Raw genomic sequence first — 22,204 nt, 5'->3', positions numbered from 1 at the left:
GGCTACGTGCCCCCGTCCTCAAGACGGCTAAGGAAGTACTGCCGGAACCGGTCGTGGCAGAAGCTGTAGCTACGACGGTTGAGCCCGGCGAGGGGCCCCTCAAGGTAGCGGACCAGGAGGAAGCGGTGGATCCGGTCGATGACCGGGTCGAAGTTCAACCAGTCCAGGCCGGCGACCAGCCTGACCAGGTCGCTACCGCTGAGCGTGCCGGCTCTCAGCAGGTAGGCGAGGATCAGGACGTGCTCCTCCCGGTGCGCGCTGCGGTAGAGCTGCTCCAACTGCTGGTCGAGGTAAGCCTCCAGTCCTGTGGGCACGTGCGTGACCGTCTGGAGCGTCAGCCGTCCCGCTGCGGCGTCCTCGACCAGGAACCGTAGGTAGAACGGGTCGCCCGCAGAGACCCGATGCATCTGAGAGACGAAGTCCTCGTCGGACGCCAGCGCCGCAGCTCGACCACCTGCCAGGTCGAGCAGTTCCACGAGCGCGGCGCGGTCCAGACCCGGCAGGGACAGGCGCAGGCCGAGGTGTTCCTCCGTGAAGCCGATGTCGTTGAGGTACGACTTCCCGTCAAGCCACCGGGCGGACAGCACGACCACCATCCCGGGAGGCAGTCGGTGCGGCAGCAGGGGGCCCAGCTCGGAGGTGTCCGTCAGTTCGTCGATGGCATCGAGGACGATGACGGTCTGCTTCCTGGGCCGGCGCGTCAGCAGACCCCGGAAGTGCCGTTGCAGGCTGGTGGGGTCGAGGCCGGGCATGTGTGCGGGGTCCAACTGCTCGCACAGGCAGTCCAGCACGTGGACGAGGCTGGTGGGGTCGAAGCCGCTCCCGCCTCGGTACGACTGGCTGATGAAGTGGTAGTGGTAGTCCGGGTTCCGGTGAACGAGGTTCGCGAGCAGGGACGTCTTGCCGAAGCCGGATTTCCCCTCCACGAAGACGTAGCCGGAGCCGTGGTCCCGGATGTGCGCCGTGATACGGGCGAGCTCGTCTTGCCGTCCGGCGAAGAGCCGCGTGTGCTGCCCGATGAGGTTGCCGAAGAACTCCCTCAACAGCGGCTTGGCGGGATTGGCCTCCGCCACCGCCTGGCCGTGCAGCTCTTCCAGCGGTCCGAACTCCATGGTCATGGCCTTGGCGAGGGCGGCGAGGGTGTCCAGTGAGAGCAGCGCCGGGCCGTTCAGCGCCCCGCTGATCGTGGTGCGGCCCAGGTCGGTACGAGCGGCCAGCATGACCGTCGTCAACCGCAGCGCGGCACGTCGGTTGCGCAGGAGCCTGCGGAGCCGGTCCGCCGCCGTGCGGTCGTCCGGCCGATCTGGTTCCCCACCGTTCGGATCTGCCACCGAACCACCCCCGGTCACCGGCCGTGCGGCCGACCTGCCCTGTACCGATGTGTTCACCCGAACGCCAGCGTACAGGGGAGACGGCACTGTGATCTGCAACCAACACCCGTCCGTGTGAAGGAGATTGAAGGATGGATGCGAACCATGTGGCAGCCGTCTGGATGCTGACGGCCGCGATCCTGGCGGCGGTCCTGACCGCGCTCGTCGTCGCGGTGGTCACCGGATTCCTCGCACGCTGGGACGGAGCCACCCTGCCCGGTGCCATCACGCGCGCTGGTGGCGCCTTCGCCGTCGCGCTCACGCTGCTGTGCGGCGTCATCGCGCTCGGTGCGGCCCTTCCGTCGTGACCGTCGCCGGCGGTACCGTGCCGAGGTGAGTTCGCGGCAGGACGGAGCTCCGCCGAACAACGCAGCAAGTGTTCAAGGTACTTAGGCCCCGCGCGGGGAGAGGGTTGGCAGAGTTCGCCGGGGTCGGCCGGACAGCCTTCGGACAGCCAGAAGAGGTAGTGGCGGAGGCCCTCCGCGAGGCCTCTGTCGATGTACGCGACGTCCTCCCGGGCATGGTCGGCCGCCTCGACATCCGAACCTGCGCACCGGGGAGCCTCTTGCCGTTTCCCGTGTGACACGTGAGCGCGGTCCCGGCTCCTTCACCGGTCGGCCGCGCGCACGCGCGTTTCACCCAGCTGTGCGGCGCACCGCCCGGCTCCGGGGCTCCCCGGCCGCTGCCCGGTCCCGCTCCAGCATGCCTGCACTCGCGGTCCCCGGACAGCCGGCCCTGGCCGAAGCCGCGGTACCCGCCCACCGGCAACAGGCTGCCCCTGCCAGGGGCGCGGGGGCTCCTGCGCGTCTATCTACCTCTCCGCCCAGATCGCTGCCCGCTTCTGCCCCACGTTGAAGACCTTCTACGACCGCAAACGAGCCGAGGGGAAGAGCCACAACCAGGCGATTCTCGCGCTCGCCCGCCGTCGCCTCGACGTTCTGTGGGCCCTCATCCGCGACCAACGCCAATGGAGCTGCGGTCCACGGCGAGGCCGCGCACGACCCGGGCGCTGTCGGCGCCGAGAACCCCGAGCTCGTCACGACGCCGGTACGGATCGTGGAGATGATGAAGGGGAAGTTCGCCCCGAGCATCGGGGTGTCCCAGCGGGTCGAGCCCGGCGGGGCACCCGGCTCGTTCAAGGTGGCCACCTCGAACCGCGAGGTAATCATGAAGCCAAGGGAGCGGTACGCGGTTGCGATCGGCCCCGGCGACCTGGAGGCCCGTCCGGGAACGACGACGTTTGCCACACTGATCCAGCCCGCACACCGCGGTGCAGCCGGGGAAGCCGACTACTGGCGGAGCGTGATCGCGAAGGCCCCCCCCGAAGCCCGTCTGCGACGACACCGCCAGCTAGCGGGGGAGGACGGCAGGCCCCGCCGCAGCCGCTGCTGCGCCACCGATGGCGCGTGACGGCAGCCTGAGCCGCGCCGTCCCACCAGCATCCGGCGCAACTGCCGACGGCTGGCCTTCCGCGGCATCGTCACTCGCTCGGCCACAGTCCGGGGTGGACGCGACCACCCGGCCTTTTTCGAGATGTGTCGAGGGGCCCGCCCAAGTGTGTCTGTTGTTGGGCTGCCAGGGGGTGTGGGCGGCTCTGCGGGTGGGGCAGGGTCGCAGACGGGATCCGGTCGGCTCGTCGGCGGGTGCGCGGGAGAGGGTGGTGTGCTGGTGGAGTGGGACTGGTGGACGGTGGAGTTCGGGGACGCGCACGCGGGCGCGGTCGGTGTCCTTGTCGGCGGTGGCGAGCCGAGCCCGGTGTACTTCGACGTCGGGAGCGGCCCGGACATCCCGTCGACCAGGAATTGGTCGGCCCACGACGGCCGGCACCGCCGGCCGCGCGCCGAGGCGCTCCGGGCGGTGTGTGCGTGCGGATGGCGCGGTGCCGCCGAGTACCCGCTGGACTGGGCGGCGGTCGGTGACCGGCCGTTGTACGAGGTGGACGTCGATCTGACCGGGCCGCTCGCGGACTGGAACGCCCACCTGTCCCTCGTCCGCGACAAGGCGGCACCCCTACCCGAGCCGCTGGCCGCCCTCCTGGTCGAGATGACCGAGCAACTGACCGCCACGACCGCGGACGCGCCGCTGGCTGCGCTGCGCGCCGTCGGCGTGCTGGAGCGGATCGCCGCGCGCGTCGGCCGGGAGGCGGCCGGCGCGCTGGCGGAGGACGGCGTCTCGGCCGAGGCGGTGGCCACCGGGCTCGGGACCACCCGCTCCAAGGCCCTGATGCTCCTCCTGACCGCGCAGGACGGATGACAGCACCCGGCGGCATCGGGCGTACGCGGGCCAAGGGGAGAGACCTGCCGCAGGGCGGGAAATGTGTGCAGATTCCGGATCGATGTGTGAAGAATTCCGCAGAACGGTTGTTACTTGATCCACTGGTCCGGGCGGGTGGGGCGGCGAAGGAGTGCGCCCGGTGGTGCGCCGGAGCGTACCGACCCTGATGTCCGGTTTGCGGGGCGGGTGGGTGGTTCCCCCACCCGGGCAAGGTGCGTCTCCGGCACGGCACGGGTCGATGGCGCGCTGCCTCCGGCTACACGTGCCGTGTCGGCGAGCAGGCTCCCCGCCGGGGGCCGCAGCTCACAGGGCGCGGGAGCCGACGAAGGCGGCGAGGAGTGCGAGAGTCAGCGCTGCTCCAGTCCTGCGGCGCGGGGAGTGGACGGTCCCTGGCCCGCACCTGAGGGCGCGCGTCGGCCTCTCCTGCACGCCCGGCAGTTTGCGACCACGAGGGCGAGACCCATGGGAGCCAGCACGATGAAGAAGAGTAGAACCGCAACTACGTCGACCGCCGAGAACACGGAACCCCCTTGAACGCATTCAATCTGAACGCGTTCAAGATAGTCGCTTGGGTGCCTTCTCGGAAAGGGCTTACATCCTTCGCCGTGAGGCGACCACCCTTCCCGCCCCACACCTTGACCGCTCCGCCCGCCCCCCCGCCGGGTCGGGGCGCGGCCCCGACCCGGCCCTTTCCCCCGGGCCGGTCGGGGCCCCTTACTCTCCCCTACGGGCAAGATGCGTTTCCGGCACCGCACGGGCCGATGGCGCGCTGCGCTCCGGCTCCACGTGCCGCGCCGGCTGCCCGCCGGGCGCCTTAGCTCACAGGATGTGGGTGCCGACGAGGACGGCGAGCAGTGCGAGAGTCGGCACCGCTCCGGCCCTGCGGCGCGGGGGCGTCGTGTGGTTCAGCTGGGCCCGGGCCCTCTGCTGCGCGTCGTTGTCTTCCGGGCGGGGGAGAGGCCCGGGCGAGGCGGCCGAGGTGGGCAGGGACGGTTCGGCGTTCGCAGGGGTGAGGAAAGGCCCGGCAGTCGACCCGTCGTAGCCCCATACGTCGTAGGCACTCGTGGCGTAAGGCGCATCGGCCGAGGGTTCGTAGACGTATGCGTCGTGTTGGGGGTAAGGGCTGTCCCGCAATGACCGCTCATAGCTCCGGGAACGGCAGGGTGTCGTCCATCACCTGCAACAACTTCCGAGCAGGCGTCGCCTCCTCTGGCCGTACGGAGGAGGCGACGCCTTCGATGACTGACCGGCCTACGGGTCCTTCACACGGTGGCTGGCCTCCACCGGGAACGCCTTCGACCCGACCGGCCACGGCATGACCTGCCGTGCCTGGCTGGAGCGGATCTCGGAGGTGTCCACGGCACGGCTCCGGCAGAACAAAGCGTCCTGCACGCCGCCACCGGTGCGGCTGGTACGGGACTCGCGGCTGTGCCAGGCGGTCGTGGCGGAACTCCGCGTCGCGGCCCCGGCCCTGGTGGACGCTTCTCCGCTGCCGAAGCTCGTCGACTGCCTGGAGCAAGTGGTGACGGGCGCCGACGCCGATCTCGGCATGCGCCTGCTGCTCCGCGCGCTCAAGGCGCACTCCGTGCCCGTCCCGTATGGGCAGTACCACCGCCTGGTGGCCCTCGGCTGGCAGTTCCCCCCCCGGGCGCCGTTCACGACGGCCTCGCGATCACCTGGCCGCCGGTCAGCGCCGCCTCGCGGCAGGGCATCAACGGGGACTTCGGGCTCTCCCGACTCGCCAGGCAGTTCACGGCGGGCTGGCACTACCGCACGCCCCGCGAGGCAGTCGCGGCCGCCGTGAAGGCCGACGGCTACGAGCGCCCTCCGGGCTCGGAGGCAGCCGTACTCCTGGAGGACACACGCCGGTGCTCGACCCAGGCCTGTCCGATGACGCGATCACCGCGTTGTGGCTGGCGGCAACGGACCGTGGCTACGGCATCGACCGGTTCGGCGTCAGCGGCCGGGAGTGGCTGGAGCAGGTCGCCGAAGTGTGCGAGGAGCACCTGACCGAGGTCGCACCCGCCTTCGTCCCGGCGGCCCCGCCGCCGGCCACCGGTACCGGCGACGAGGTCCTGCGCGAGATCCGGGGCATGTCCCCCCTCGCCGCGAGCACGGCGGTCAGCCCCGACTTCCACCCCCTGGAAGGCACCACGGTTATGGAAGCCCTGGAACAGATCGCCACCCAGGTCGACCCCGACCTCGGGTTCCGTCTGCTCCTGCACACAGTGGAGGTCCTCCAATTGCCGCTCACTGAGGAGCAATACACCCGCTACGAGGCCCTCGCCAGCCGTTTCCACTACGGCCAGGACCACCTCCTCTTCTCGGTCGACCACCTGGTGTAGCGCACCTGACCCACCTGCCCGAACCGGTACGCACAACCAGAGCGCCCCCCTCCGGAGGGGCGCTCTGCGTCACCGGATCCCTCAAGGCTTCCAACCTGACAACTGCGCCGTCTACGGGACGCACTCACACAGGGCGCCTCACCGACCGATCCGACTTGCTCATCCGCATGCAGGACGAAGCGCTGCCACCGGCGGAAGAAGGAGCGTCTCGCTTCGACTGCCTAGCTGGCCGTCTCTTTTGGATCTTGCCGGTTAAGCCTGCGTCGTCCGGCGCCGTCTGTCGGCACCTCCCAGCGGCAGCTGGGGGGAGCAGGGTCTAGAGCGCCGGGGGTTCCGCCTTGAGGTTGTCGCCCCGGTAGAACGACTCGTACTCGATCTCGATGGACAGCCGGCGGGCCACGAGCTCCCAGAACCAGGCGTGCCGGGCCTCGTCGTAGTCGTCAAGGTGGATGAGGTACTGGCAGTCGCCCATGGGGAAGCTGACTCCGGTGAACAGCGCGTACATGTTGGGCATCTGGGGCCAGTCCGCGGCCATGGTCTGGAAGGTCGGCCAGTTCCACTGTCCGACGGGCACCCCGTCCAGCTTCACCGTCGACCGGGTGACCAGCGCGGGACCCAGGCCCACGTTGAGTATCTGGAGCCCCGTGCGGCCGTTCTCGTAGTTCTTCACCTGCCGGATCTGCAGGTGGGGCATGACGGACGTCCGGTTGTGCACCTTTACCGCCCGGGCTTGGACGGTGCTGGCCCAGAGCGAGCCCACCGCCACGGCCGTCGCACAGGTGGTGATGATCGTGTTGGAGTCCATGGATCCCCCTAGGGACGAAGAGCCTTCTCCGCGTGCCGGGATCGTCGGCCCCCGGGCCTTCCGTGGCAACGGGTTGCGCCGGGGCGCAAGGGAGCAGCCCGGGTGCGCGCCCTGCCCGGCGACCGCGCGGACGGCGGCTTCCGCCCGGTCTGGTTGGCGCGCGTAGGGCCGGTTCGGAGCGGATGTCGACGGATCGGTATGGGAGCTTGCGGAAAACCCCGCCGGGTTGGCCGAAGTACGCAAGAATGGCTCAAAGTTCCATGCGGGGTTGACGGGGGGCAGTGCATGCGACTCGAAATCATGATCATGGGGGATGAGAAGGAAGCGACGCTCTCGCTGTATCACTGGTTGATGCGGGATGTAGATGCGGGCGACGCCGAGATTTCCCTGGAAGGGCGCGCGGCGTCTGATTCGGTGCCCATGAGTGGAGCATCCCTCGATCTCATCAATGTAGTCGTCAGTAACACCCTCGCTCTCTCCAGTCTTGTCGTGGCCATCGCGAACTGGCGGGCATCGCGAGCGCAAGCCCACGAAGTCAGTCTGGTATTTCCTGCGACCGACTCTGAATCTGAATCATCGGAAGGTGAAACAGGCGGCTGATGGAACTTTCAGACCCTGCTGCCTCCCGTGCGGTGCTGATAGGTGTTCACAGCTATCGCGCGCTGGCCGCCCTGCCAGCTGTCGAAAATAACCTGCGGGGGCTCAGTGGGCTTTTCATGGATGAGTCGGTATGGGGTCTGACGGGTGAAAATTGCACCGTCCTCCTTCAGCCGGGATCGGCGGCAGAAGTCCTGGACACTATCGAGAAGGCCTCCAGGCAGGCTACGGACACTCTCGTGGTGTATTTTGCCGGCCACGGTTTGATCGATCCGTACAGCGACGAGTTGTATCTCGCTCTCACTGATTCCCCAGCAGAAGGGCGGCTCGACAGGTCGCTTCGCTTCGAGGACCTGCGTCGCGTACTGATCGGGCGCAGTGTCCGTTGCCCTCGGCGGGTACTGATTCTGGACTGCTGCTGGAGTGGCCGAGCTTTGGCCGGGGGCATGGCAGGTCGTCAAGATGTCGCCAAACGTGCTCGAGTGCGCGATGCGTGCGTGCTCACTGCCACGGATGGGACGCAGCAGGCCTGGGCCCCGATTGGCGAGCCCTACACAGCCTTCACTGGTGAACTTGTGCGGGTGCTGAGTGAAGGTGTGGACGTTGATTCTTCATTGCTGGACATGGAGATCCTGTACCAGGCACTTCTTCTCGGCCTTGAGGCAAAGAGGCGACCGCTCCCCCAGCAGCGAAACATGAACATGTCGGGACGCATCTGCCTCGCTCGAAATCGAAAACGGCTTCATGAAGCGACGCTTTCCGTGTCTCCTCGTGAGTATCGACAAGTGCGCGCTGATGTCGGCCAAATGGCGTCGTTGCGCAGGATTGTGGCAGCCCGGGCGGTATTTGCAACGATTACTGTTCTTTCACTCGCGATAGCGGTGTGGATCTACGCGTTCCAGTTTGATGTGCTGAGCGAGGAAAGCCTGATCGCACTTTCTCCGACATGGTTCGTTCCGCTGATGGTTGGGTCTACTGGACTCATATCGCTACAGGTCAGTAATAACTGGTTGCGATGGCAGGAAGATCATCAGCGTCTTTCTGGTGAAAGGAAGAGGCTTCCATGGATCCAGATGCCACTGTTTACGGCGATAGTGACTGCTCTCCTTTCGGCAGGGCTCATGTGGCTCTTCTTTGACTTCTTCTTTCCCAGCCTCTGACCATTCTTGCAAACTGAACGTTACGCCTCCTGCCCCTCTTCTGGAACCGGTGATAGGCGCCACGAATATTTCATACTGGGCTGCTGATCAAGCTAGGGTCGTGGTCAGCCCACGCCGATGTGGCGTGCGTGGGTGAGGCCCGGTGCCCAGAGCGCTCTGGGGGCAGCAGTACCACCGGGCCGCCCCAAACCCTCCTACCGCGCCCGGATGACCCTTTCGGCCGCGGGGATGGTCCGGCTTGGCGCTGAGTGCCGGGGGGCTGGGCCGTCCACCACTACGGCGCCCGCTAGCCGGCCCCGGCGCCGGCCTACGCGGCCCGGCCGCCTGGACGCTGCTCCTCGCCGCCGTGGTGGTCCTCGCGGTCACCTGCGTCCGCATGGCCCTCGGCCCCACCAGACCGTCAGGAGACGGCTCTTCGGGGACGCTTCCCGGGCCGCGGGTGCCGGAGTCGGACGAGGTCCGCTCGTACGCCGCGAGGGCCTTGGAGGCCCAGGCCCCAGGACTGACAAGCCCGGGCAGCAGCCCCGGCCCTGGCCGGGGGTGGCCGTGTCAACTGGACGGGGGATCGCGGTGGTGATGACGGGCGGGCAGCCCCGTGCCGGCGCCGCCGTGCTGGCCGTGTGCGGCTGGTGGCCCGACCGGTGCGGGTACGGGACCGTCGGACTGGCCCTGAGCCTGCTGGCCGGGCGGTGGTGCTGGCCGGCGCGTGGCGTACGGGCGCTCTGCATCTCCCGCGCCCCGCTCCACCCTCGCCGGGCGGGGCCAGGTCCTGCGGCCATCGCCTTCTGAGGGTTCACCCACGAGGGGCGGCTGGGGCAATAGCCGTCCCCTTAAACCCCCGCGTCGCAGAAGCGGTCAGACTTCCCATTTGTTGCCAGGGACGCGCCAGGCACTGGCGAGTGGTCCGGGCCTGTCCTCGGACCGGACCACTCACCGCGTGCTACTCCTCGCTAGGCCGCTTGGCCCGTCGGGTGGAAGTTGATGCGTTCACTGATGACGGGGAAGCCGGCCTTGGTGAAGTTCGCGGCCATGGGGAAGTTGCCGCGGTCCGTGGCTCCGCTGACGGACTCCGCGCCCTGCTCGACAAGGAGGTGGGTGCACTCCGCGAGGAGGTCGTAGGCGTAGCCGTGGCCGCGCTGTTCCGGCACGACTCCGATGAAGCCGATGGTCGGGCCGGACGGGTTGTGGGCCGGGATGTGGATGCCGGCCAGGTCGCCCTCCGGGGTGTGCGCGACCTGCCACCACTCCCGTGGGGAGGGGCACCAGTGGAAGAAGTCGAGTTCCTCCTGGGCGGCCCGGTCGAGGCCGCCCTCCTCGATGGCCCTGAGTGCGTGGGCGTCCAGGGTGACGGAGTGGATGCGGCGCAACGCGTCGAAGAACACGGCGTCGTCGGGTTCGGCGCTGAAGCGCAGCCGTCCGGGCCGCTCGGGCAGGCCCTGCTCCGGGATCCAGCGGTACAGGAAGCGTTCCACCAGGAGTTCGTACCCCGCGGCGCGTGCGGCGGCAAAGCGCGTCTCGGCGGTGGCGCGCAGGTCGGTCTTTTCCCGCCAGCCGCCGGGCAGGTTGATCTCGAGTTCGACCTGCCAGGGAGCGGTGCGCAGGAGTTCGGCCCCGGCCTCCTCCTCACCCTCGGCCACGTCGAACCAGTTGATGTTGACGGGCTCCGAGTCGCGGGGGCCGCCCCACCATGCGCCGCGTGCGACGACCTCGCCGTTGCGCAGGGCGACGCGCTTCCAGTCGGGGCGGAACTGGGTGCGCCGGTGGACTTCGCGGGCGCCCAGGGGGTCGGGGAGTGCGTCGAAGAGATGAGCGTCGCTCGCGGAGAGCGCGCGGATGACCAGATCGGTCATGGATTCCTCCGGGATACAGGCTGCTTGGAGCGCTCCCGGTCAGAACTGGCGAACCACGCCGGGATAGCGGAAAAGGGAGCGCTGGAAAGTTGTGAACTGCACGGCACTCGCCTCCTTCCGTCCAACTCTGGGCGTGAAGCCACACCGTACGTGATCTTCCGCGGGTCCGTCCACGGATTTCCGCACCCCTTGGAGGGAGGGGTTCGCGGGACGACGCAGAGCGCTCTCAAAGGCCCGCGGGGCCCCAGCTAGTGCCGTATCAAGCAACGTTCGCCTGGTAGACCGTGTTACTGGGTGGTGTGCGGCACACCCCTGGCACTTTCGACTCGCGGTCTCCGTCTTGTCGGGGTTTTCCCGTCGGGCGGGACGCGGGGACGGGCCGGTCCGAGGGCCTGGGGGTGCGGCCGCGTCGGATCGCCGCGTGACCAGGGCCTTTCACCGGGTCCATCCCGATTCTCTCGGGGCCGATACCTCGGTGCCGTCAGAACTCGGGTTCTGGCTCGACTTCTGGGGTGCCGCATCGGCGGCCAGCGGCTCTTGCTTACAAGCTGGGAGAACTGGCAGGTCACAGGCCAGGTTCGACGCCAGGACAAGCACGCAGGGATTGGCTCCACAGAAGAGCCGGAGTCACAACTGGCGACCAGAGCCCCGCACTCCGCTTCGGCGTCCGGTCAGGTAGCCGCGGCTTGATCCGCGCCCACTGCACGTCAGCCAACGGTGTATTTGGGCCAAGGAGCAGATGATCCAGACGAAACGATGTAGCTGTCTCCGACACCGGAACCGGGACGCGCCGGATCCACGTCGATCATCAGGACGACCTTGCGATATGCCGAGATGACGGTGGCTACGCACCACGGGCTGCCAACGGGCGCGTACGGCAGCATCGATGCGGTCCGTGATCGCTTTCGGCGGGGTTTTGCGTTCACCGGTGCGGTAGCGCTCGATGGAGCGCTGGCTGACGCCGAGCTCGGCGGCCACTGCCCTTCGGCCCGTTCTGCTGGGCCTGAGTGCCGTGGTGGGAGGCTAATTGGGTTGGCGGGTTCCTCGGGGGGTGTTAAGAACTGCGGGTGATTGTGTTCGCGTGTGTGGCCTGTGGTTCTGCGATCACGGGACCGTTGACCGAGTTGGCTGAGATCCCCGTTCGTCCGATGGACCAGGGCTATTCGAAAGACGGTGGGACGCGGACGGCGTCCGCCACCATGCCGCAGGGGTGCTTCGCGGTGGAACCGGAGCCTTGGGGCGCACCGTTCGTGCCGTGCGAGGCCCCGGTGGCGATCTTCCCGGGCGGCCCGTGCGTTTGTGATCCGGACGGCGACGACTTCCTGGTGTCGGCAGGGCCGCGAGGAACTGTGGTTCTTCATCCTGGCGACGCGCCGGGCCTGGAGCCGGCCCGTGCCCCGACCTTCGACGATGTCGGCTGTTGCGGCTTGTCGGGCCAGGGCGGGATGAACCGCCGGTGCCCGTGCGGTGCCCCGGTGGGCACGGAGGTCAGCGACTGCTCGACCCCGTACGAGCTGCACCTCGACCCCGGGCAGGTCCATCAGCTCGCGGTCTGACGGAGCTACGGTTGCTGTTCATTGCCGTGGCCACCAGCCGTGCTGTTCAACCGCTGATGAACGGGCCGAACCTCGTGCGGTCAAACCTCGGGTGAGACGGGTCACCGACCCCGAACGATGCATAGAACGGCATCGCTCATCCGGGTGTTCGCCGGACGTGGACACGGCCTTCGTCTGACCAGTGCTCCGACCAGGGACACACGCGATCAACACGAAGGCCGTGGGGGAACGACTCTGCTGTACCACGATGTCCAGCGGGAGCCGTTCGCGGAAGCGTCACACTTCCGGGAGGCCTTCTTCGCGTGTCTGAGCGCGCGGCGTGACGAACTGTTCGAGCTTGCGGACGCGTTGCTGTGCGCGGACGGGCCGGTGACGTCGCCGATGGACCTGACGCTGCTGGCCGAGCACCGTCGTGGGCGGTGCGCTGTACGACGCGCTCAACCGCGGCCGCATCGACGCGGTGCGGCTGCGGCGGGCGCTGGCCGCGCTGCCCCAGCCCCGCGCGGCCGACGACCGGCTCGTCCTGGCGGTGGACGTGAGCAACTGGCTGCGGCCAGACGCGGAGTGCAGCGCGGGCCGCCTGTTCTGCCACACCTTCGGCCGGGGCTGGGACCAGCACCTGATGATCCCGGGCTGGCCGTACTCGTTCGTCGCCGCGCTGGAGGCGGGCCGCACCTCCTGGTGTCAGCTGCTGGACGCCGTCCGGCTCGGCCCCGAGGACGACGTCGCTGCTCCCCGCTGCGGCGCACGTCGACGCGTACCCCCGCATCCGCGGTCGCTGCAGCCAGCTGTTCGACGTCCGCCAGCCCCGGCGAAGGTGCGAGTGGTGACTGCTCCGGTACGGCACCCAGGTCGGCCTGACGGAGCGACACCAGCGTGCGCCGAAGGCCTGACAGGGTCTCCCTGCTGGTGACCTCGATGGCGCGCAGAGCCTCGCGGGCCTCGGCGGGCTGGGTCTGGATGACCCGGCTGCCCACACCGGCCTGGATGGCGATGATGCCGATGCTGTGCGCGACCATGTCGTGCAGTTCCCGTGCGATCCGTAGCCTTTCGGCGGTCACGGCCTTGGCCACCTCCTGCGAACGCAGCGCCACCGCGTGTTCGCGGCGCTCGCGACTCAGCAGACCGACCGTGCAGGATGCGGCCATCGCCAAAAGGGCGATCACGACGTTGACGGTCAGGTTGTCCCCGTGCGCGAAGACGCCGATGACCAGGAGCTGCACGGCGAGAGACACGGCCACGGCAGCGAGCGAGGCTCGCCGAGTACAGGTGGCGACGATGAAGCCCAGGACGAGATCCACCGCCAGAAACGACAGGAACTGGCCCTGATAACCCACCGACATGTCCGCATGGACGGAGCTTGGAGTGCCCACCACCACGGTAGTGGATCCGAAGAGCGCCTTGGCCAGAGCCGGCAGCGGCCTCCGTCGCACCACGCCGACGAGCAGGCTCACCGCCAGCAGCGACCCGACACCGTGGACCGTGCCCGATGCCCGCGGGGTGCCCCCACCAGCAGACCCACCATGAGGAGGTAGAGGGCACCCCCCGCCCAGGCCACGGTCTCGGTTCTCGTCATCGGCGGCGTGTCCCCGTCGCGGGAGCAAGGCCGCGGTGCGCGACACGCACAGGCAACGGGGTGATCGTTATGAGGTCCACTCTGCGAGACTAGCCGGCCCGCTGCCCACGCGGCATTAGCCCCGGGACGTACGCCCACGGGCCAACCCGACCGCACGATTGCCTCCCACAGCCCCATGTCCGTACGGCGTCCTCCCGGCAGTGTGGGTGCCATGATCGAAGTCAACGAACTCACCAAGCACTATGGCCGCAAGACGGCTGTCGACCATCTGTCCTTCACCGTGCAGCCGGGTCAGGTCACCGGATTCCTCGGCCCCAACGGAGCCGGCAAGTCCACCACCCTGCGGATGATCCTCGGCCTGGACACTCCCACCACCGGCTCCGCCACTGTCAGCGGCGTCCCGTTCCACGACCACCCGCGCGGACTGCGGCACGTCGGCGCACTCCTCGACGCCGGACAGGTCCACGGCGGACGCAGCGCCGTCGCCCACCTGTCCGCCCTGGCGCGCAGCAACGGCATCCCGCGGCGCCGGGTGGACGAGGTGCTCCAGGAAGTGGGGCTGGCCGAGGCGGCGAGCCGTCGCATCGGCGGATTCTCCCTCGGCATGAAGCAGCGGCTGGGGATCGCCACCGCCCTGCTCGGCGACCCGCCCGTGCTCATGTTCGACGAGCCGATCAACGGCATGGACCCGGAGGGCGTGCTCTGGGTACGCCGACTCTTCCGGAGTCTGGCCGCCGAGGGACGTACCGTCTTCCTCTCCAGCCACCTGATGTCGGAGATGGAGAACACCGCCGATCAACTGGTAGTCATCGGCCGCGGCCGCCTCATCGCCGCCGAGTCGCTACGAGACTTCGCGGCCCGCGGCACCCGTCGTAGCGTCGTGGTCGGGACACCACAGGCCGCCGAGCTGGCAGCCGTGCTGACCGCGGCGGGCGCCACGGTCGAACCGGAAGGCCCGGGAGGCGTCGGGAAACTCGCCGTGACCGGGCTCCCGGCGGACCGAATCGGAGCGCTCGCCTTCGAGAACCGGATCCGCGTGGACGAGCTGACCACCCACACCGCCTCACTGGAGGCGGCCTTCATGGAACTCACCGCCGACAGCGTCGAATACCAGGCAGGACAGCCCCGATGACCACACTCGCCTCCGTCCTCCCGACCACCCCGGTCACCGGGCCACCCGCCCGTTTCCGCGACCTGCTCGCCTCCGAGTGGATCAAGATGCGGTCCCTGCGCTCCACACCGTGGACGATCGCACTCACCGTCCTGTTCGTCATCGGGTCCTCCGCCGTGGCCACGCTCGCGGACAACGCCGCCCGCTCCGGCCCCCCTGACTTCCTGCCCTACGACGCCTATCCGCCAGCCGGCTACTGGACGCTGATACTCGTCGCCAGCAGCATGGGCGCCCTCACCGTCGTGAGCGAGTACAGCAGCGGCCTGATCCGCACCACCACCGTGGCCGTCCCCGCCCGCGGCTCGGTGGTGCTGGCCAAGGCGGCCGTCACCGCCGCGCTGTGGACCGCGGTCGGCACGGTCATCTCCACCGGTTCCTTCCTGGTCTCCCAGGCCATCCTCAGCGGGCGGCACACTGAGGTCCCGCTCACTCACCCCGGGGTGATCCGGGCGCTGGTGGCATCCGCGCTGCTGGCCCCGGTCTGCGCACTGATCGGTCTGGGCCTCGGCGTCCTGCTCCGGCACAGCGCTGCAACCATGGTCACCAGCGTCTTGACCCTACTTATGCTGCCGCCCATGTTCTCGGAGAGCGATCGCTGGTCGGCGGACATCAACCACGCGATGGTGTCGGCGGCCTGGAAGCGCTTGGTCCAGAGCTGGGAGCCGGATCCTGGATCCCTGGGATACACCGCCACGGTCCCCGGCTCCTGGATCGTGTACGCGCTCTGGCCGCTGATCATGGTCGCACTCGCCGTGCTCGTCGTCAGGCACCGCGACGTGTGAGCGTGCCTCCAGGACGCGCACTTCCCGCCCCCCCCCGGCTGTTTCATTCGGCAGGCGCGCGTTTCCCCTTGTCCAGGTTCGCCGACAGAGATGCTCCGGTCTCCCGCACGTCCCCTTCCTCGGCTGCACGTTCCACACGGCTGGCGTCGGGGCCGGTGCCGGGACCGGTCCGGGACGGGGCTCGCGGCGGGCGGCCGTGCTCGTCCACGGCTGCGCCCTCGTCGGGAAGCAGTTTCGGGCCCGGGTACTGCTTCTTGGCGTTCATGATCGACCGACTCTCCCTTGTCGACGGGCGGCCTTGGGCTTCGGGGCACACGGTCAGCTTTCGGTGTACTGGACGGCCTCGTGCAGTGCCTCGGCGGCGCAGGGCCGGCCCATGAGGACGCACAGGGTGAACAGGGAGTCCTCGAAAGCGCCGCGTGCCTCCAGGTCCGCGGGGGCTGCGGTCAGGCGCAGGCGGGTCTCGAAGAACCGGCCGAGCGCCTTCTCGGTGTCCTCCCGCAGTGGCAGCAGGTACGGGCCCGAGGACGGTGTGGGCTCCGGGGTGCGGGCCGTGCGGATGGCTTGGCGCAGCGCTCGCTCGGCACGGGCCGGGACGGGTATGCCGCGGGCGGCGTCGAGCACTGCGGCGGCCAGGATGGTCTCGGGCAGGCCGGCCCGTGCGGCCGCGGCGGACAGGATGCGCTCGGCCTCGCGGGCCGTGGCTGGGGTCGTCGCCATCAGCGTTCCCACCGCGCACTGCACTGCCCGGTCGGAGGGCATCTGTGCGGTGGCGGTCTCGTCGCTGCGGGGGCGGGCTTCGTCGCCCCGGGCGAGGGGGATGGAGGCGGTCATGGGGATCACCTGCCTTCGAGCGCGCACCTTCACATGAGGAGCGAGCGGGTGGCCGTGAGGTTCAGGAGCTGTTCCACCCGGGGGCCGGCCGCCGTGATGTGCAGGTCGCGGCCGTCCGTCAGGGCCGCGTGGCGGGCGGCCAGGAGCGTGTTGAGGCCCGCGCAGTCGCAGAAGGTCACCTGCTCCAGATCCACGAGGAGGGCGGCGCGGGGGGAGACGAGCGCGGTCAGGAGAACCTCGTGGAGGAATGCGACATTGTCGAGGTCGATCTCACCGCTCACCACGACCTGGACCTGGCCGGTCTGCGGACCGGGCATCACCCCGACCTTCAGGCCGGTCGCTTTCGGGGAGCAGAGGCGACGGTCGGACGCTGTGGCGGTCATGGCTGCCTCCCCACATGTTCTGGGGCTGGTTCTTGCTTCCCAACAGCATCGTCGGCATTCGAACCACCTACGTCAATAAAAACGTGAAAAACAGGACGTATATACAAAACAGGCGCAAACTTGAGGCATGGGTGATGAAGGCCTTCCTCACGGGTCATGGACCTTCCTGACCAGCCACGCCCGCGTCCTGCTCGCCCTCGCCCGCGACCCCCAAGTGCGCCTCCGGGAGGTCGCCGAGACCTGCGTGCTCACCGAGCGGACCGTCCAGGCGATCGTCGCGGACCTGGAGCAGGAGGGATACCTCACCCGGGTACGCGAAGGACGACGCAATCACTACCGCATCACCCCCGGGGCACAGTTCCGCCACCCCGCCGAAGCAGGCCGCGACATCGCAGGGCTCCTCGCCCTGTTCGCCGACGACCCGCCCACGAGCCACCGCAGACCCCCGCGGGCCTGACCGGCACCTCCATCCAAGGCCAGCGGACCTCACGACACGTCACACCCGGGGCGTGGACCGTGGAACCCCTGACCGGCCTACGCCACCTGCGCCCCGCCGGGCAGTGCGGCCTAGCGCATGGCACGGTGGCAGAGCGATACGAGGTCCACGCACGCGGGGCCCGGCCGGACGAGACAACCGCCCCGGCCGGGCCCCGCTACGGATGCCGAATCCTTAAACCCGCGCACCCTGCGCCTGACCGCCCGTTCGCACTGCCGGTCGGGTGACCCGCCCGCACAACGCGGCCGGTCCCACAATGGCCGACCCGGGGTACGGGCGAGGATGCACCAGTCCGTCGCACCCCCCTCACGGCTGGAGATCTACGTGCTCGAACGCAAGCGGCTCAAGGGCCGTACCCAGGTCACCTTCGTCCTACCCGAGGACACCCCGCAGGGGCCGGTCAGCGTGGTCGGGGACTTCAACCACTGGAACCCCGCCGCCCACCCCCTCGAGCCCCGAGGCGACGGCACCCGCGCGGCCGAGGTCTCGCTCCCCGCACACAGCAGCCATTCCTTCCGCTACCTCGCCGCCGGCGACTACTGGTTCGACGACGAACACGCCGACCACCACGACGGCACCAACAGCCGCATCCACACCTGATCCAGCACACGCCGACCCCGCCCCCGCCGCCCGAACGGGCCCCCGGCCTGCTGCCCCGAGCGGTCCCATGGTCCATGAGCACCCTCCGGCGGACGGCCGAGCGCCTTGCCATCCAACGGACTTCCAAGCGCAGCGCTTAAGCCCAGAGTGTGCGATGAGGTTGTCAGCTGCTCTTGGCGCTGGCGCTGGCGAGGGCGTCGGCGAGTTCGTCGTGGCTCATGCCCGATCGGCCGCGGATACCGGCCTTGGTGGCCTTCTCGTAGAGCTCGGCCTTGGTCAGCGCCTGCAGCGACCGGGAACGGGAAGTTCCCGGGGAACTGGTGGTGCGCTTCTTCGCGCCGGCCAGCCCCAAGACCGAGGTGGTGCGGTCGAAGGCCGAGCGCCTGGCGGAGCCAGGGTGGCTGGTCCAGGAGGCATCGGGGATGTTCAGCACCGACCGGAAGCGGGCGGCTGGGCCAGGCGGCGGCCCATCCGCGCGATCATCGAGGCCAGGATCATCGACTCGCTGTTGGCGGTCGGGGTCCCGTAGTCACGGGGCAGACGGCGCGAGTGCATCAGTCCTGCGAACGTGCGCTCTACCGCCCAACGACGGGGCAGTACCGCGAACCCCTCTATGTCGTCAGCGCATTTGACGACGTCCAGGGTGAGCGCGATTTTCTCTTTCGCCCAGTTACTGAGGCCGCCGATGTCGCCGCCGTCGGCTCAGACCAGGGTGATCTCCTGGTGCAGCGACCGCAGCCTCTGAAGCAGGGGCACGGCCGCGTCGCGATCACCGACGTTAGCGGCGGTCACGGCGACGACCAGGAGCAGGCCGAGGGTGTAAGTGATGACGTGATTCTTGCGGCCCGGGACTTTCTTGCCGCCGTCGTAGCCGCGTGAGGCGGCCGGCACTGACGCGGCGGCCCGCACCGACTGCGTGCGCGTCGATGATCCCCGCGCTCGGTTCCACCTCCCGGCCCTCGCGCTCACCGACCTTCCCAGGCAGCCGATGAGGGCCGGATGTCCGTCCAACATCCCCCTCGGCCTCCATCCCTCTCTGGGAATATTTATACCGTTTCTCGACAGTTTGGCATGAATTGGAGTACTGTCGACGTGCCATGAAAGAGAAGCGCGCGTACGAGAGTCCGCTGCGTGCCGGGCAGCTTGAGCAGACCCGGCAGCTGATCCTCGCCGCGCTCACCGAGGCCATCGCCGACGAAAGCGTCCAAGAGCTGACCATCCCGCTCGTGGCGGAGCGCGCAGGCGTCGCCGTCCGCACCGTCTACCGGCACTTCCCGACCAGGGAGGCGCTCTTCGCGGCCTGGAGCGGGTGGGCCCAGGAGAATCTGCACGTGCTCACCCAGTCCTACCCGGACACCTTGGACGGGCTGCGCCGCGTGGCGCCGGAGCTCTACCGCTCGTACGACGAGCACGCGCCACTGATGCTCGCCATGCTGAACTCCAAGGCGGCCCGGCCGCTGCGGGAGCAGGGCCGCGGGGACCGGTTCCACTCGGTGGAGGCGGCGCTGGCCGAGCTCACGGCGGAGGCCGACCCGGTAGCCCGCCGCCGCGCGGTCGCCGTGCTCTACATGCTGGTGAGCGCCCCGGCCTGGCAGGCCATGCGGCTGCAGGCGGGGCTCGACGGGGCGGAGGCCGGCATGGCCGCCGCCTGGGCGGTGCGGGTCCTCACGGACGAGCTGCGGCGAGACCCGGACGGCCCGCTACGCCACCCGAGCGGATGACCGGCGAGGAGGAGAATCATGAGTATCGCCACGGAACGCACTTTCGCTCCGCCGGGGCCGGGTACCTGGTTCCTGGACCCGACCCACTTCACCCGCCCGGTGACCAGGTTCCATGCCGAGATCTTCATCGAGGAGATGCATCGCGGCTTCGGAGAGAGCCTCCGCCGCTACGGGTCGCTGCTGGAACGGCTGGACTGGGCCTTCGTGAACGGTTTCTGCTACTACCATCCGCAGCCGCTGGGAGCCCCGCCGGACGCCACGGACCACCCGCCGAGGGAGGTCTGGGAAGGCCTTGTCGCCGATCATCCCGAGATCCGCACCAGGCTCGCGACCAGCGCGACCGTCTTCGAGCGCAAGCTGTGGCGCGAGGACCTGCGCCGATGGGACGAGGAGGTCAGACCCGGGCTCCAGCGCGAGCGGCGCGAACTGCAGCAGGTCGAGCCCGGTCTCCTCGATACCGGCAGTCTGCTCGCCTACCTCGACCGGTGCCGGGAGCATCAGCGCCGAGCCGGCTACCTGCACCACCTGTTCAACATGCCGGCACTGCTGCCGATGGGCGATCTGCTCGCACACTGTCAGGAGTGGACCGGGCGTACCACCGGCGAGATCCTGGCCCCGCTGGCAGGATCGAGCCCCGACCCGCTGGCGGACCGGGAGGAACTGGCCGAGCTGGCCGCCGCCGTGGCAGCGGACCCCCGGGCGAGCGAGCTGCTCGCCTCCCCGGCGCGACCCCAGGAGCTGCTGGCGGCGCTGGGGGCTGTCGCGGGACGTACGGGTACCGCCCTTGCCGACTACCTGGAGACGGCGGGCTGGCGCCCCGTCAATGGCGAGGACGTGGGCGATCCCTGCGTGGCGGAGTTGCCCGCCGTCGTGCTCGCGGCCATTCGCTCGGCGGTCTCCTCCTCGACGAGGCCCCAGGCGGACGCCCACGCCGACCAGCGCGCCGACGCGGCAGCCGACCTTCGCGACGCCGTACCCGCGCCGCATCGCTCCCGCTTCGACGAGCTGCTCGCCGAGGCGCGGTTGGTCTCCCGGCTCCGCGACGAGCGCGGGTCGTGCGCGGACCTGCCGGCCATCGGCCTCACCCGGCGTGCGATCCTGGCGGCCGGCCGACGGCTCACCGAGCAGGGCCGGATCTACGCACCCGCCCACCTGGCCGAGGCGGGCTACGCCGAGCTGCGCGCCCTGGTCCGTACGGGCTCCGGGCCCGACGCCGCGGAACTCGCCGCCCGGGCGCACTACCGCGATCACGCCCGGTACGCGGACGCGCCGCCGATGCTGGGTCCACCCCCGGGCGACCCGCTGCCGCCTGATTGGCTGCCGCCCGCCGCGGCACGCCTGGAACGCGCCCTCGGGGCCATCGTCCTTGCCATGTTCAGCAACCCGGCAGCGCGGACCGAGGGGCGGACCGTGCACGGGCTCGGCGCGAGCCCGGGCATCTACGAGGGCACGGCACGGGTGATCAGCGGCGTGCCCGAGTTCGACCGCATCCAGCCCGGCGACGTCCTGGTCACCGGCGCAACCACCACGGCCTTCAACATCGTCCTGCCACTGCTCGGCGCGATCGTCACCGATCGCGGTGGGGCGCTCTCCCACGCCGCCATCGTCGCCCGGGAGTTCGCCATCCCCGGCGTCGTCGGATGCACGGATGCCACGGCGGTGATACCCGATGGCGCCCGGGTGCGGGTCGACGGCCGGGCCGGAGAGGCGGCGGTGGTCCGATGACCGCTCCGCTGTCGCCGAGCACGTGGTCCGCCCCGGTGCCGCTCCGCCTGGCCACCGACGAGAGCCGGTACGGCGGCAAGGCCTCACAGCTCGCGGCCGCCGCCCGCGCCGGTCTACCGGTACCGGAAGGAATCGCCCTGGAATGGCTGTTCGTCGACGTCGTCGCAGCAGGCGACGACGAGGCGCTCGCTGCCCTGCACGTGTCGACCACCGACTTGCAGGGCGGCGGGCTGGCCGTGCGTTCATCCGCGCTGGGCGAGGACTCGGCCGGGGCGAGCTTCGCCGGACAGCACCTCACCTGCCTCAACGTACGGGGTCCGGACGGGCTGGCCGAGGCGGTCCGAACGGTGAGAGATTCGGCGCACTCGGCCGCCGCGCTCGCCTACCGTGAGCGGCTCGGGCTGCCCGGCCGGCCCAGAGTGGCAGTGGTGGTACAGGAGTTGGTGGTACCCGAGTGCGCCGGAGTCCTGTTCTCCCGAGACCCCCTCGACGGCTCCGACGTCCTGGTGATCGAGGCGAGTTGGGGCCTGGGCGAAGCCGTGGTCAGCGGCCTGGTCGTACCGGATCACTACCGGGTCCGCCGCGACGGCCGGGTGATCGAGTGCACGGCGGGCATGAAGGACCTGGCCGTGGAGCCCGCGCTGGCCGGCGGAACGAGCCAGGTCCCGGTCCCCGCCGACCGAATTCACCGACTCTGCCTCGACGAGACGCGGTTGGAGAGCCTGCGGGAACTCACCGCCCGCTGCGAGCAGGTCTTCGGCGGGACGCAGGACCTGGAGTGGGCTTTCGTCGCCGACCGTCTTCGTCTGCTCCAGCGCCGACCGATGACCGGCGCAGTGCCCCCGCACTGACCCCTGCGTAGCCGCCCACCTCAGCCCGGGACGCGCGGGCCCTCGGGCTCCGCGAGCTGCGCGCGGGCCAGAGCCTGCCCCCCCGGCCGGTCGGGGCTCTCGGCCCGG

The 22,204-nt window shown here is 69.6% G+C and carries 25 protein-coding genes and 3 pseudogenes; 17 read left to right on the top strand and 11 right to left on the bottom strand.

Features of this window, described 5'->3' with window-relative positions; all coding sequences use genetic code 11:
• Window positions 1-2 precede the first annotated feature (2 nt).
• Window positions 3-1,331 carry an AAA family ATPase gene (locus tag OG472_RS02700; protein ID WP_405940805.1) on the bottom strand — a complete coding sequence of 443 codons (1,329 nt, stop codon included), beginning with the start codon at window positions 1,329-1,331 and terminating at the stop codon, window positions 3-5.
• Between the two features lie 131 nt (window positions 1,332-1,462).
• On the opposite strand from OG472_RS02700, the gene OG472_RS02695 reads away from it, so the two are divergent.
• The 4 genes and pseudogenes from OG472_RS02695 to OG472_RS02680 all read left to right on the top strand — a co-directional run bounded on the left by OG472_RS02695 (window position 1,463) and on the right by OG472_RS02680 (window position 3,623).
• The gene (locus OG472_RS02695; protein ID WP_405940804.1) at window positions 1,463-1,678 is read left to right on the top strand and encodes a hypothetical protein; all 216 of its coding nucleotides are present in this window, start codon (window positions 1,463-1,465) and stop codon (window positions 1,676-1,678) included.
• A gap of 498 nt (window positions 1,679-2,176) precedes the next feature.
• A pseudogene (locus OG472_RS02690) lies at window positions 2,177-2,329 on the top strand (IS110 family transposase); the annotation flags it as partial.
• A 97-nt stretch (window positions 2,330-2,426) separates the two neighbouring features.
• Complete coding sequence (locus OG472_RS02685) at window positions 2,427-2,780, top strand: hypothetical protein (RefSeq protein WP_405940803.1); 354 nt, start codon at window positions 2,427-2,429, stop codon at window positions 2,778-2,780.
• 252 nt (window positions 2,781-3,032) lie between these two features.
• Window positions 3,033-3,623: a hypothetical protein gene (locus OG472_RS02680; protein WP_405940802.1), complete on the top strand. Its 591-nt coding sequence runs from the start codon at window positions 3,033-3,035 to the stop codon at window positions 3,621-3,623.
• An 840-nt stretch (window positions 3,624-4,463) separates the two neighbouring features.
• Here OG472_RS02680 and OG472_RS02675 read toward each other — a convergent pair.
• Entirely contained in the window at window positions 4,464-4,778 is a 315-nt protein-coding gene (locus OG472_RS02675; protein ID WP_401614185.1) for a hypothetical protein, read from the bottom strand.
• Between the two features lie 734 nt (window positions 4,779-5,512).
• On the opposite strand from OG472_RS02675, the gene OG472_RS02670 reads away from it, so the two are divergent.
• Complete coding sequence (locus tag OG472_RS02670; protein WP_405940801.1) at window positions 5,513-5,989, top strand: hypothetical protein; 477 nt, start codon at window positions 5,513-5,515, stop codon at window positions 5,987-5,989.
• Between the two features lie 316 nt (window positions 5,990-6,305).
• On the opposite strand, the gene OG472_RS02665 is transcribed toward OG472_RS02670, so the two are convergent.
• The gene (locus OG472_RS02665) at window positions 6,306-6,794 is read right to left on the bottom strand and encodes a hypothetical protein (RefSeq protein ID WP_405940800.1); all 489 of its coding nucleotides are present in this window, start codon (window positions 6,792-6,794) and stop codon (window positions 6,306-6,308) included.
• 285 nt (window positions 6,795-7,079) lie between these two features.
• Here OG472_RS02665 and OG472_RS02660 point away from each other — a divergent pair, with 285 nt between their 5' ends.
• From OG472_RS02660 to OG472_RS02650, 3 genes are all read left to right on the top strand, one after another.
• Window positions 7,080-7,394: an effector-associated constant component EACC1 gene (locus tag OG472_RS02660; protein ID WP_401614177.1), complete on the top strand. Its 315-nt coding sequence runs from the start codon at window positions 7,080-7,082 to the stop codon at window positions 7,392-7,394.
• A complete protein-coding gene (locus OG472_RS02655; RefSeq protein WP_405940799.1) occupies window positions 7,394-8,551 on the top strand; it encodes a caspase domain-containing protein in 1,158 nt (385 codons plus the stop codon). Before OG472_RS02660 ends, OG472_RS02655 begins: the two co-directional genes overlap by 1 nt.
• Window positions 8,552-9,097: 546 nt before the next feature.
• Entirely contained in the window at window positions 9,098-9,340 is a 243-nt protein-coding gene (locus tag OG472_RS02650; protein WP_405940798.1) for a hypothetical protein, read from the top strand.
• 161 nt (window positions 9,341-9,501) lie between these two features.
• Here the strand turns inward: OG472_RS02650 and OG472_RS02645 are convergent, their stop codons facing one another.
• Window positions 9,502-10,401 (bottom strand): GNAT family N-acetyltransferase, encoded by a 900-nt coding sequence (locus tag OG472_RS02645; RefSeq protein ID WP_405940797.1) that lies wholly within the window; start codon window positions 10,399-10,401, stop codon window positions 9,502-9,504.
• Between the two features lie 1,349 nt (window positions 10,402-11,750).
• On the opposite strand from OG472_RS02645, the gene OG472_RS02640 reads away from it, so the two are divergent.
• Both OG472_RS02640 and OG472_RS02635 read left to right on the top strand, forming a co-directional pair.
• On the top strand, window positions 11,751-11,957 hold the full coding sequence (locus tag OG472_RS02640; RefSeq protein ID WP_401614172.1) for a hypothetical protein: 207 nt from the start codon (window positions 11,751-11,753) through the stop codon (window positions 11,955-11,957).
• 234 nt (window positions 11,958-12,191) lie between these two features.
• A pseudogene (locus OG472_RS02635) lies at window positions 12,192-12,717 on the top strand (transposase); the annotation flags it as partial.
• A 100-nt stretch (window positions 12,718-12,817) separates the two neighbouring features.
• Here the strand turns inward: OG472_RS02635 and OG472_RS02630 are convergent.
• A pseudogene (locus OG472_RS02630) lies at window positions 12,818-13,105 on the bottom strand (histidine kinase); the annotation flags it as partial.
• A gap of 639 nt (window positions 13,106-13,744) precedes the next feature.
• Between OG472_RS02630 and OG472_RS02625 the strand changes: the two are divergent.
• The gene (locus OG472_RS02625; protein WP_401614170.1) at window positions 13,745-14,665 is read left to right on the top strand and encodes an ABC transporter ATP-binding protein; all 921 of its coding nucleotides are present in this window, start codon (window positions 13,745-13,747) and stop codon (window positions 14,663-14,665) included.
• A complete protein-coding gene (locus OG472_RS02620; RefSeq protein WP_401614168.1) occupies window positions 14,662-15,486 on the top strand; it encodes an ABC transporter permease in 825 nt (274 codons plus the stop codon). The genes OG472_RS02625 and OG472_RS02620 overlap by 4 nt, the downstream gene beginning before the upstream one ends.
• Before the next feature lie 43 nt (window positions 15,487-15,529).
• Here the strand turns inward: OG472_RS02620 and OG472_RS02615 are convergent, their stop codons facing one another.
• The 3 genes from OG472_RS02615 to OG472_RS02605 are packed head-to-tail and all read right to left on the bottom strand — an operon-like array spanning window position 15,530 to window position 16,703.
• The gene (locus OG472_RS02615; RefSeq protein WP_405940796.1) at window positions 15,530-15,751 is read right to left on the bottom strand and encodes a hypothetical protein; all 222 of its coding nucleotides are present in this window, start codon (window positions 15,749-15,751) and stop codon (window positions 15,530-15,532) included.
• Between the two features lie 53 nt (window positions 15,752-15,804).
• Window positions 15,805-16,320 (bottom strand): DUF5133 domain-containing protein, encoded by a 516-nt coding sequence (locus OG472_RS02610; protein ID WP_401614164.1) that lies wholly within the window; start codon window positions 16,318-16,320, stop codon window positions 15,805-15,807.
• 29 nt (window positions 16,321-16,349) lie between these two features.
• Window positions 16,350-16,703, bottom strand: a complete 354-nt coding sequence (locus tag OG472_RS02605; RefSeq protein ID WP_405940795.1) for an STAS domain-containing protein — start codon at window positions 16,701-16,703, stop codon at window positions 16,350-16,352.
• A 127-nt stretch (window positions 16,704-16,830) separates the two neighbouring features.
• Here OG472_RS02605 and OG472_RS02600 point away from each other — a divergent pair, with 127 nt between their 5' ends.
• Both OG472_RS02600 and OG472_RS02595 read left to right on the top strand, forming a co-directional pair.
• Window positions 16,831-17,160, top strand: coding sequence for a helix-turn-helix transcriptional regulator (locus tag OG472_RS02600; protein WP_405827425.1), 330 nt, complete (start codon window positions 16,831-16,833; stop codon window positions 17,158-17,160).
• A gap of 321 nt (window positions 17,161-17,481) precedes the next feature.
• On the top strand, window positions 17,482-17,799 hold the full coding sequence (locus tag OG472_RS02595) for an isoamylase early set domain-containing protein (RefSeq protein ID WP_401614158.1): 318 nt from the start codon (window positions 17,482-17,484) through the stop codon (window positions 17,797-17,799).
• A 163-nt stretch (window positions 17,800-17,962) separates the two neighbouring features.
• Here OG472_RS02595 and OG472_RS02590 read toward each other — a convergent pair whose 3' ends face one another.
• From OG472_RS02590 to OG472_RS02580, 3 genes are all read right to left on the bottom strand, one after another.
• Window positions 17,963-18,232, bottom strand: coding sequence for a hypothetical protein (locus OG472_RS02590; protein ID WP_405827423.1), 270 nt, complete (start codon window positions 18,230-18,232; stop codon window positions 17,963-17,965).
• On the bottom strand, window positions 18,226-18,354 hold the full coding sequence (locus OG472_RS02585; protein ID WP_401614156.1) for a hypothetical protein: 129 nt from the start codon (window positions 18,352-18,354) through the stop codon (window positions 18,226-18,228). Before OG472_RS02585 ends, OG472_RS02590 begins: the two co-directional genes overlap by 7 nt.
• 147 nt (window positions 18,355-18,501) lie before the next feature.
• Complete coding sequence (locus tag OG472_RS02580; protein WP_401614154.1) at window positions 18,502-18,813, bottom strand: transposase; 312 nt, start codon at window positions 18,811-18,813, stop codon at window positions 18,502-18,504.
• Window positions 18,814-18,896: 83 nt separating this feature from the next.
• Here OG472_RS02580 and OG472_RS02575 point away from each other — a divergent pair, with 83 nt between their 5' ends.
• From OG472_RS02575 to OG472_RS02565, 3 genes are read left to right on the top strand one after another with little or no spacing between them, the layout of a single operon-like run.
• Window positions 18,897-19,520, top strand: a complete 624-nt coding sequence (locus OG472_RS02575) for a TetR/AcrR family transcriptional regulator (protein ID WP_401614152.1) — start codon at window positions 18,897-18,899, stop codon at window positions 19,518-19,520.
• Between the two features lie 18 nt (window positions 19,521-19,538).
• Window positions 19,539-21,245 (top strand): PEP-utilizing enzyme, encoded by a 1,707-nt coding sequence (locus OG472_RS02570; protein ID WP_405940794.1) that lies wholly within the window; start codon window positions 19,539-19,541, stop codon window positions 21,243-21,245.
• A complete protein-coding gene (locus tag OG472_RS02565) occupies window positions 21,242-22,096 on the top strand; it encodes a PEP/pyruvate-binding domain-containing protein (protein WP_401614148.1) in 855 nt (284 codons plus the stop codon). The genes OG472_RS02570 and OG472_RS02565 overlap by 4 nt, the downstream gene beginning before the upstream one ends.
• Window positions 22,097-22,204: the final 108 nt, after the last annotated feature.

This window comes from Streptomyces sp. NBC_00207, assembly GCF_045160965.1.
GTDB lineage: Bacteria > Actinomycetota > Actinomycetes > Streptomycetales > Streptomycetaceae > Streptomyces.
Note: the sequence above shows the minus strand (reverse complement) of the source record. Positions and strands in the feature narration are given on the sequence as shown.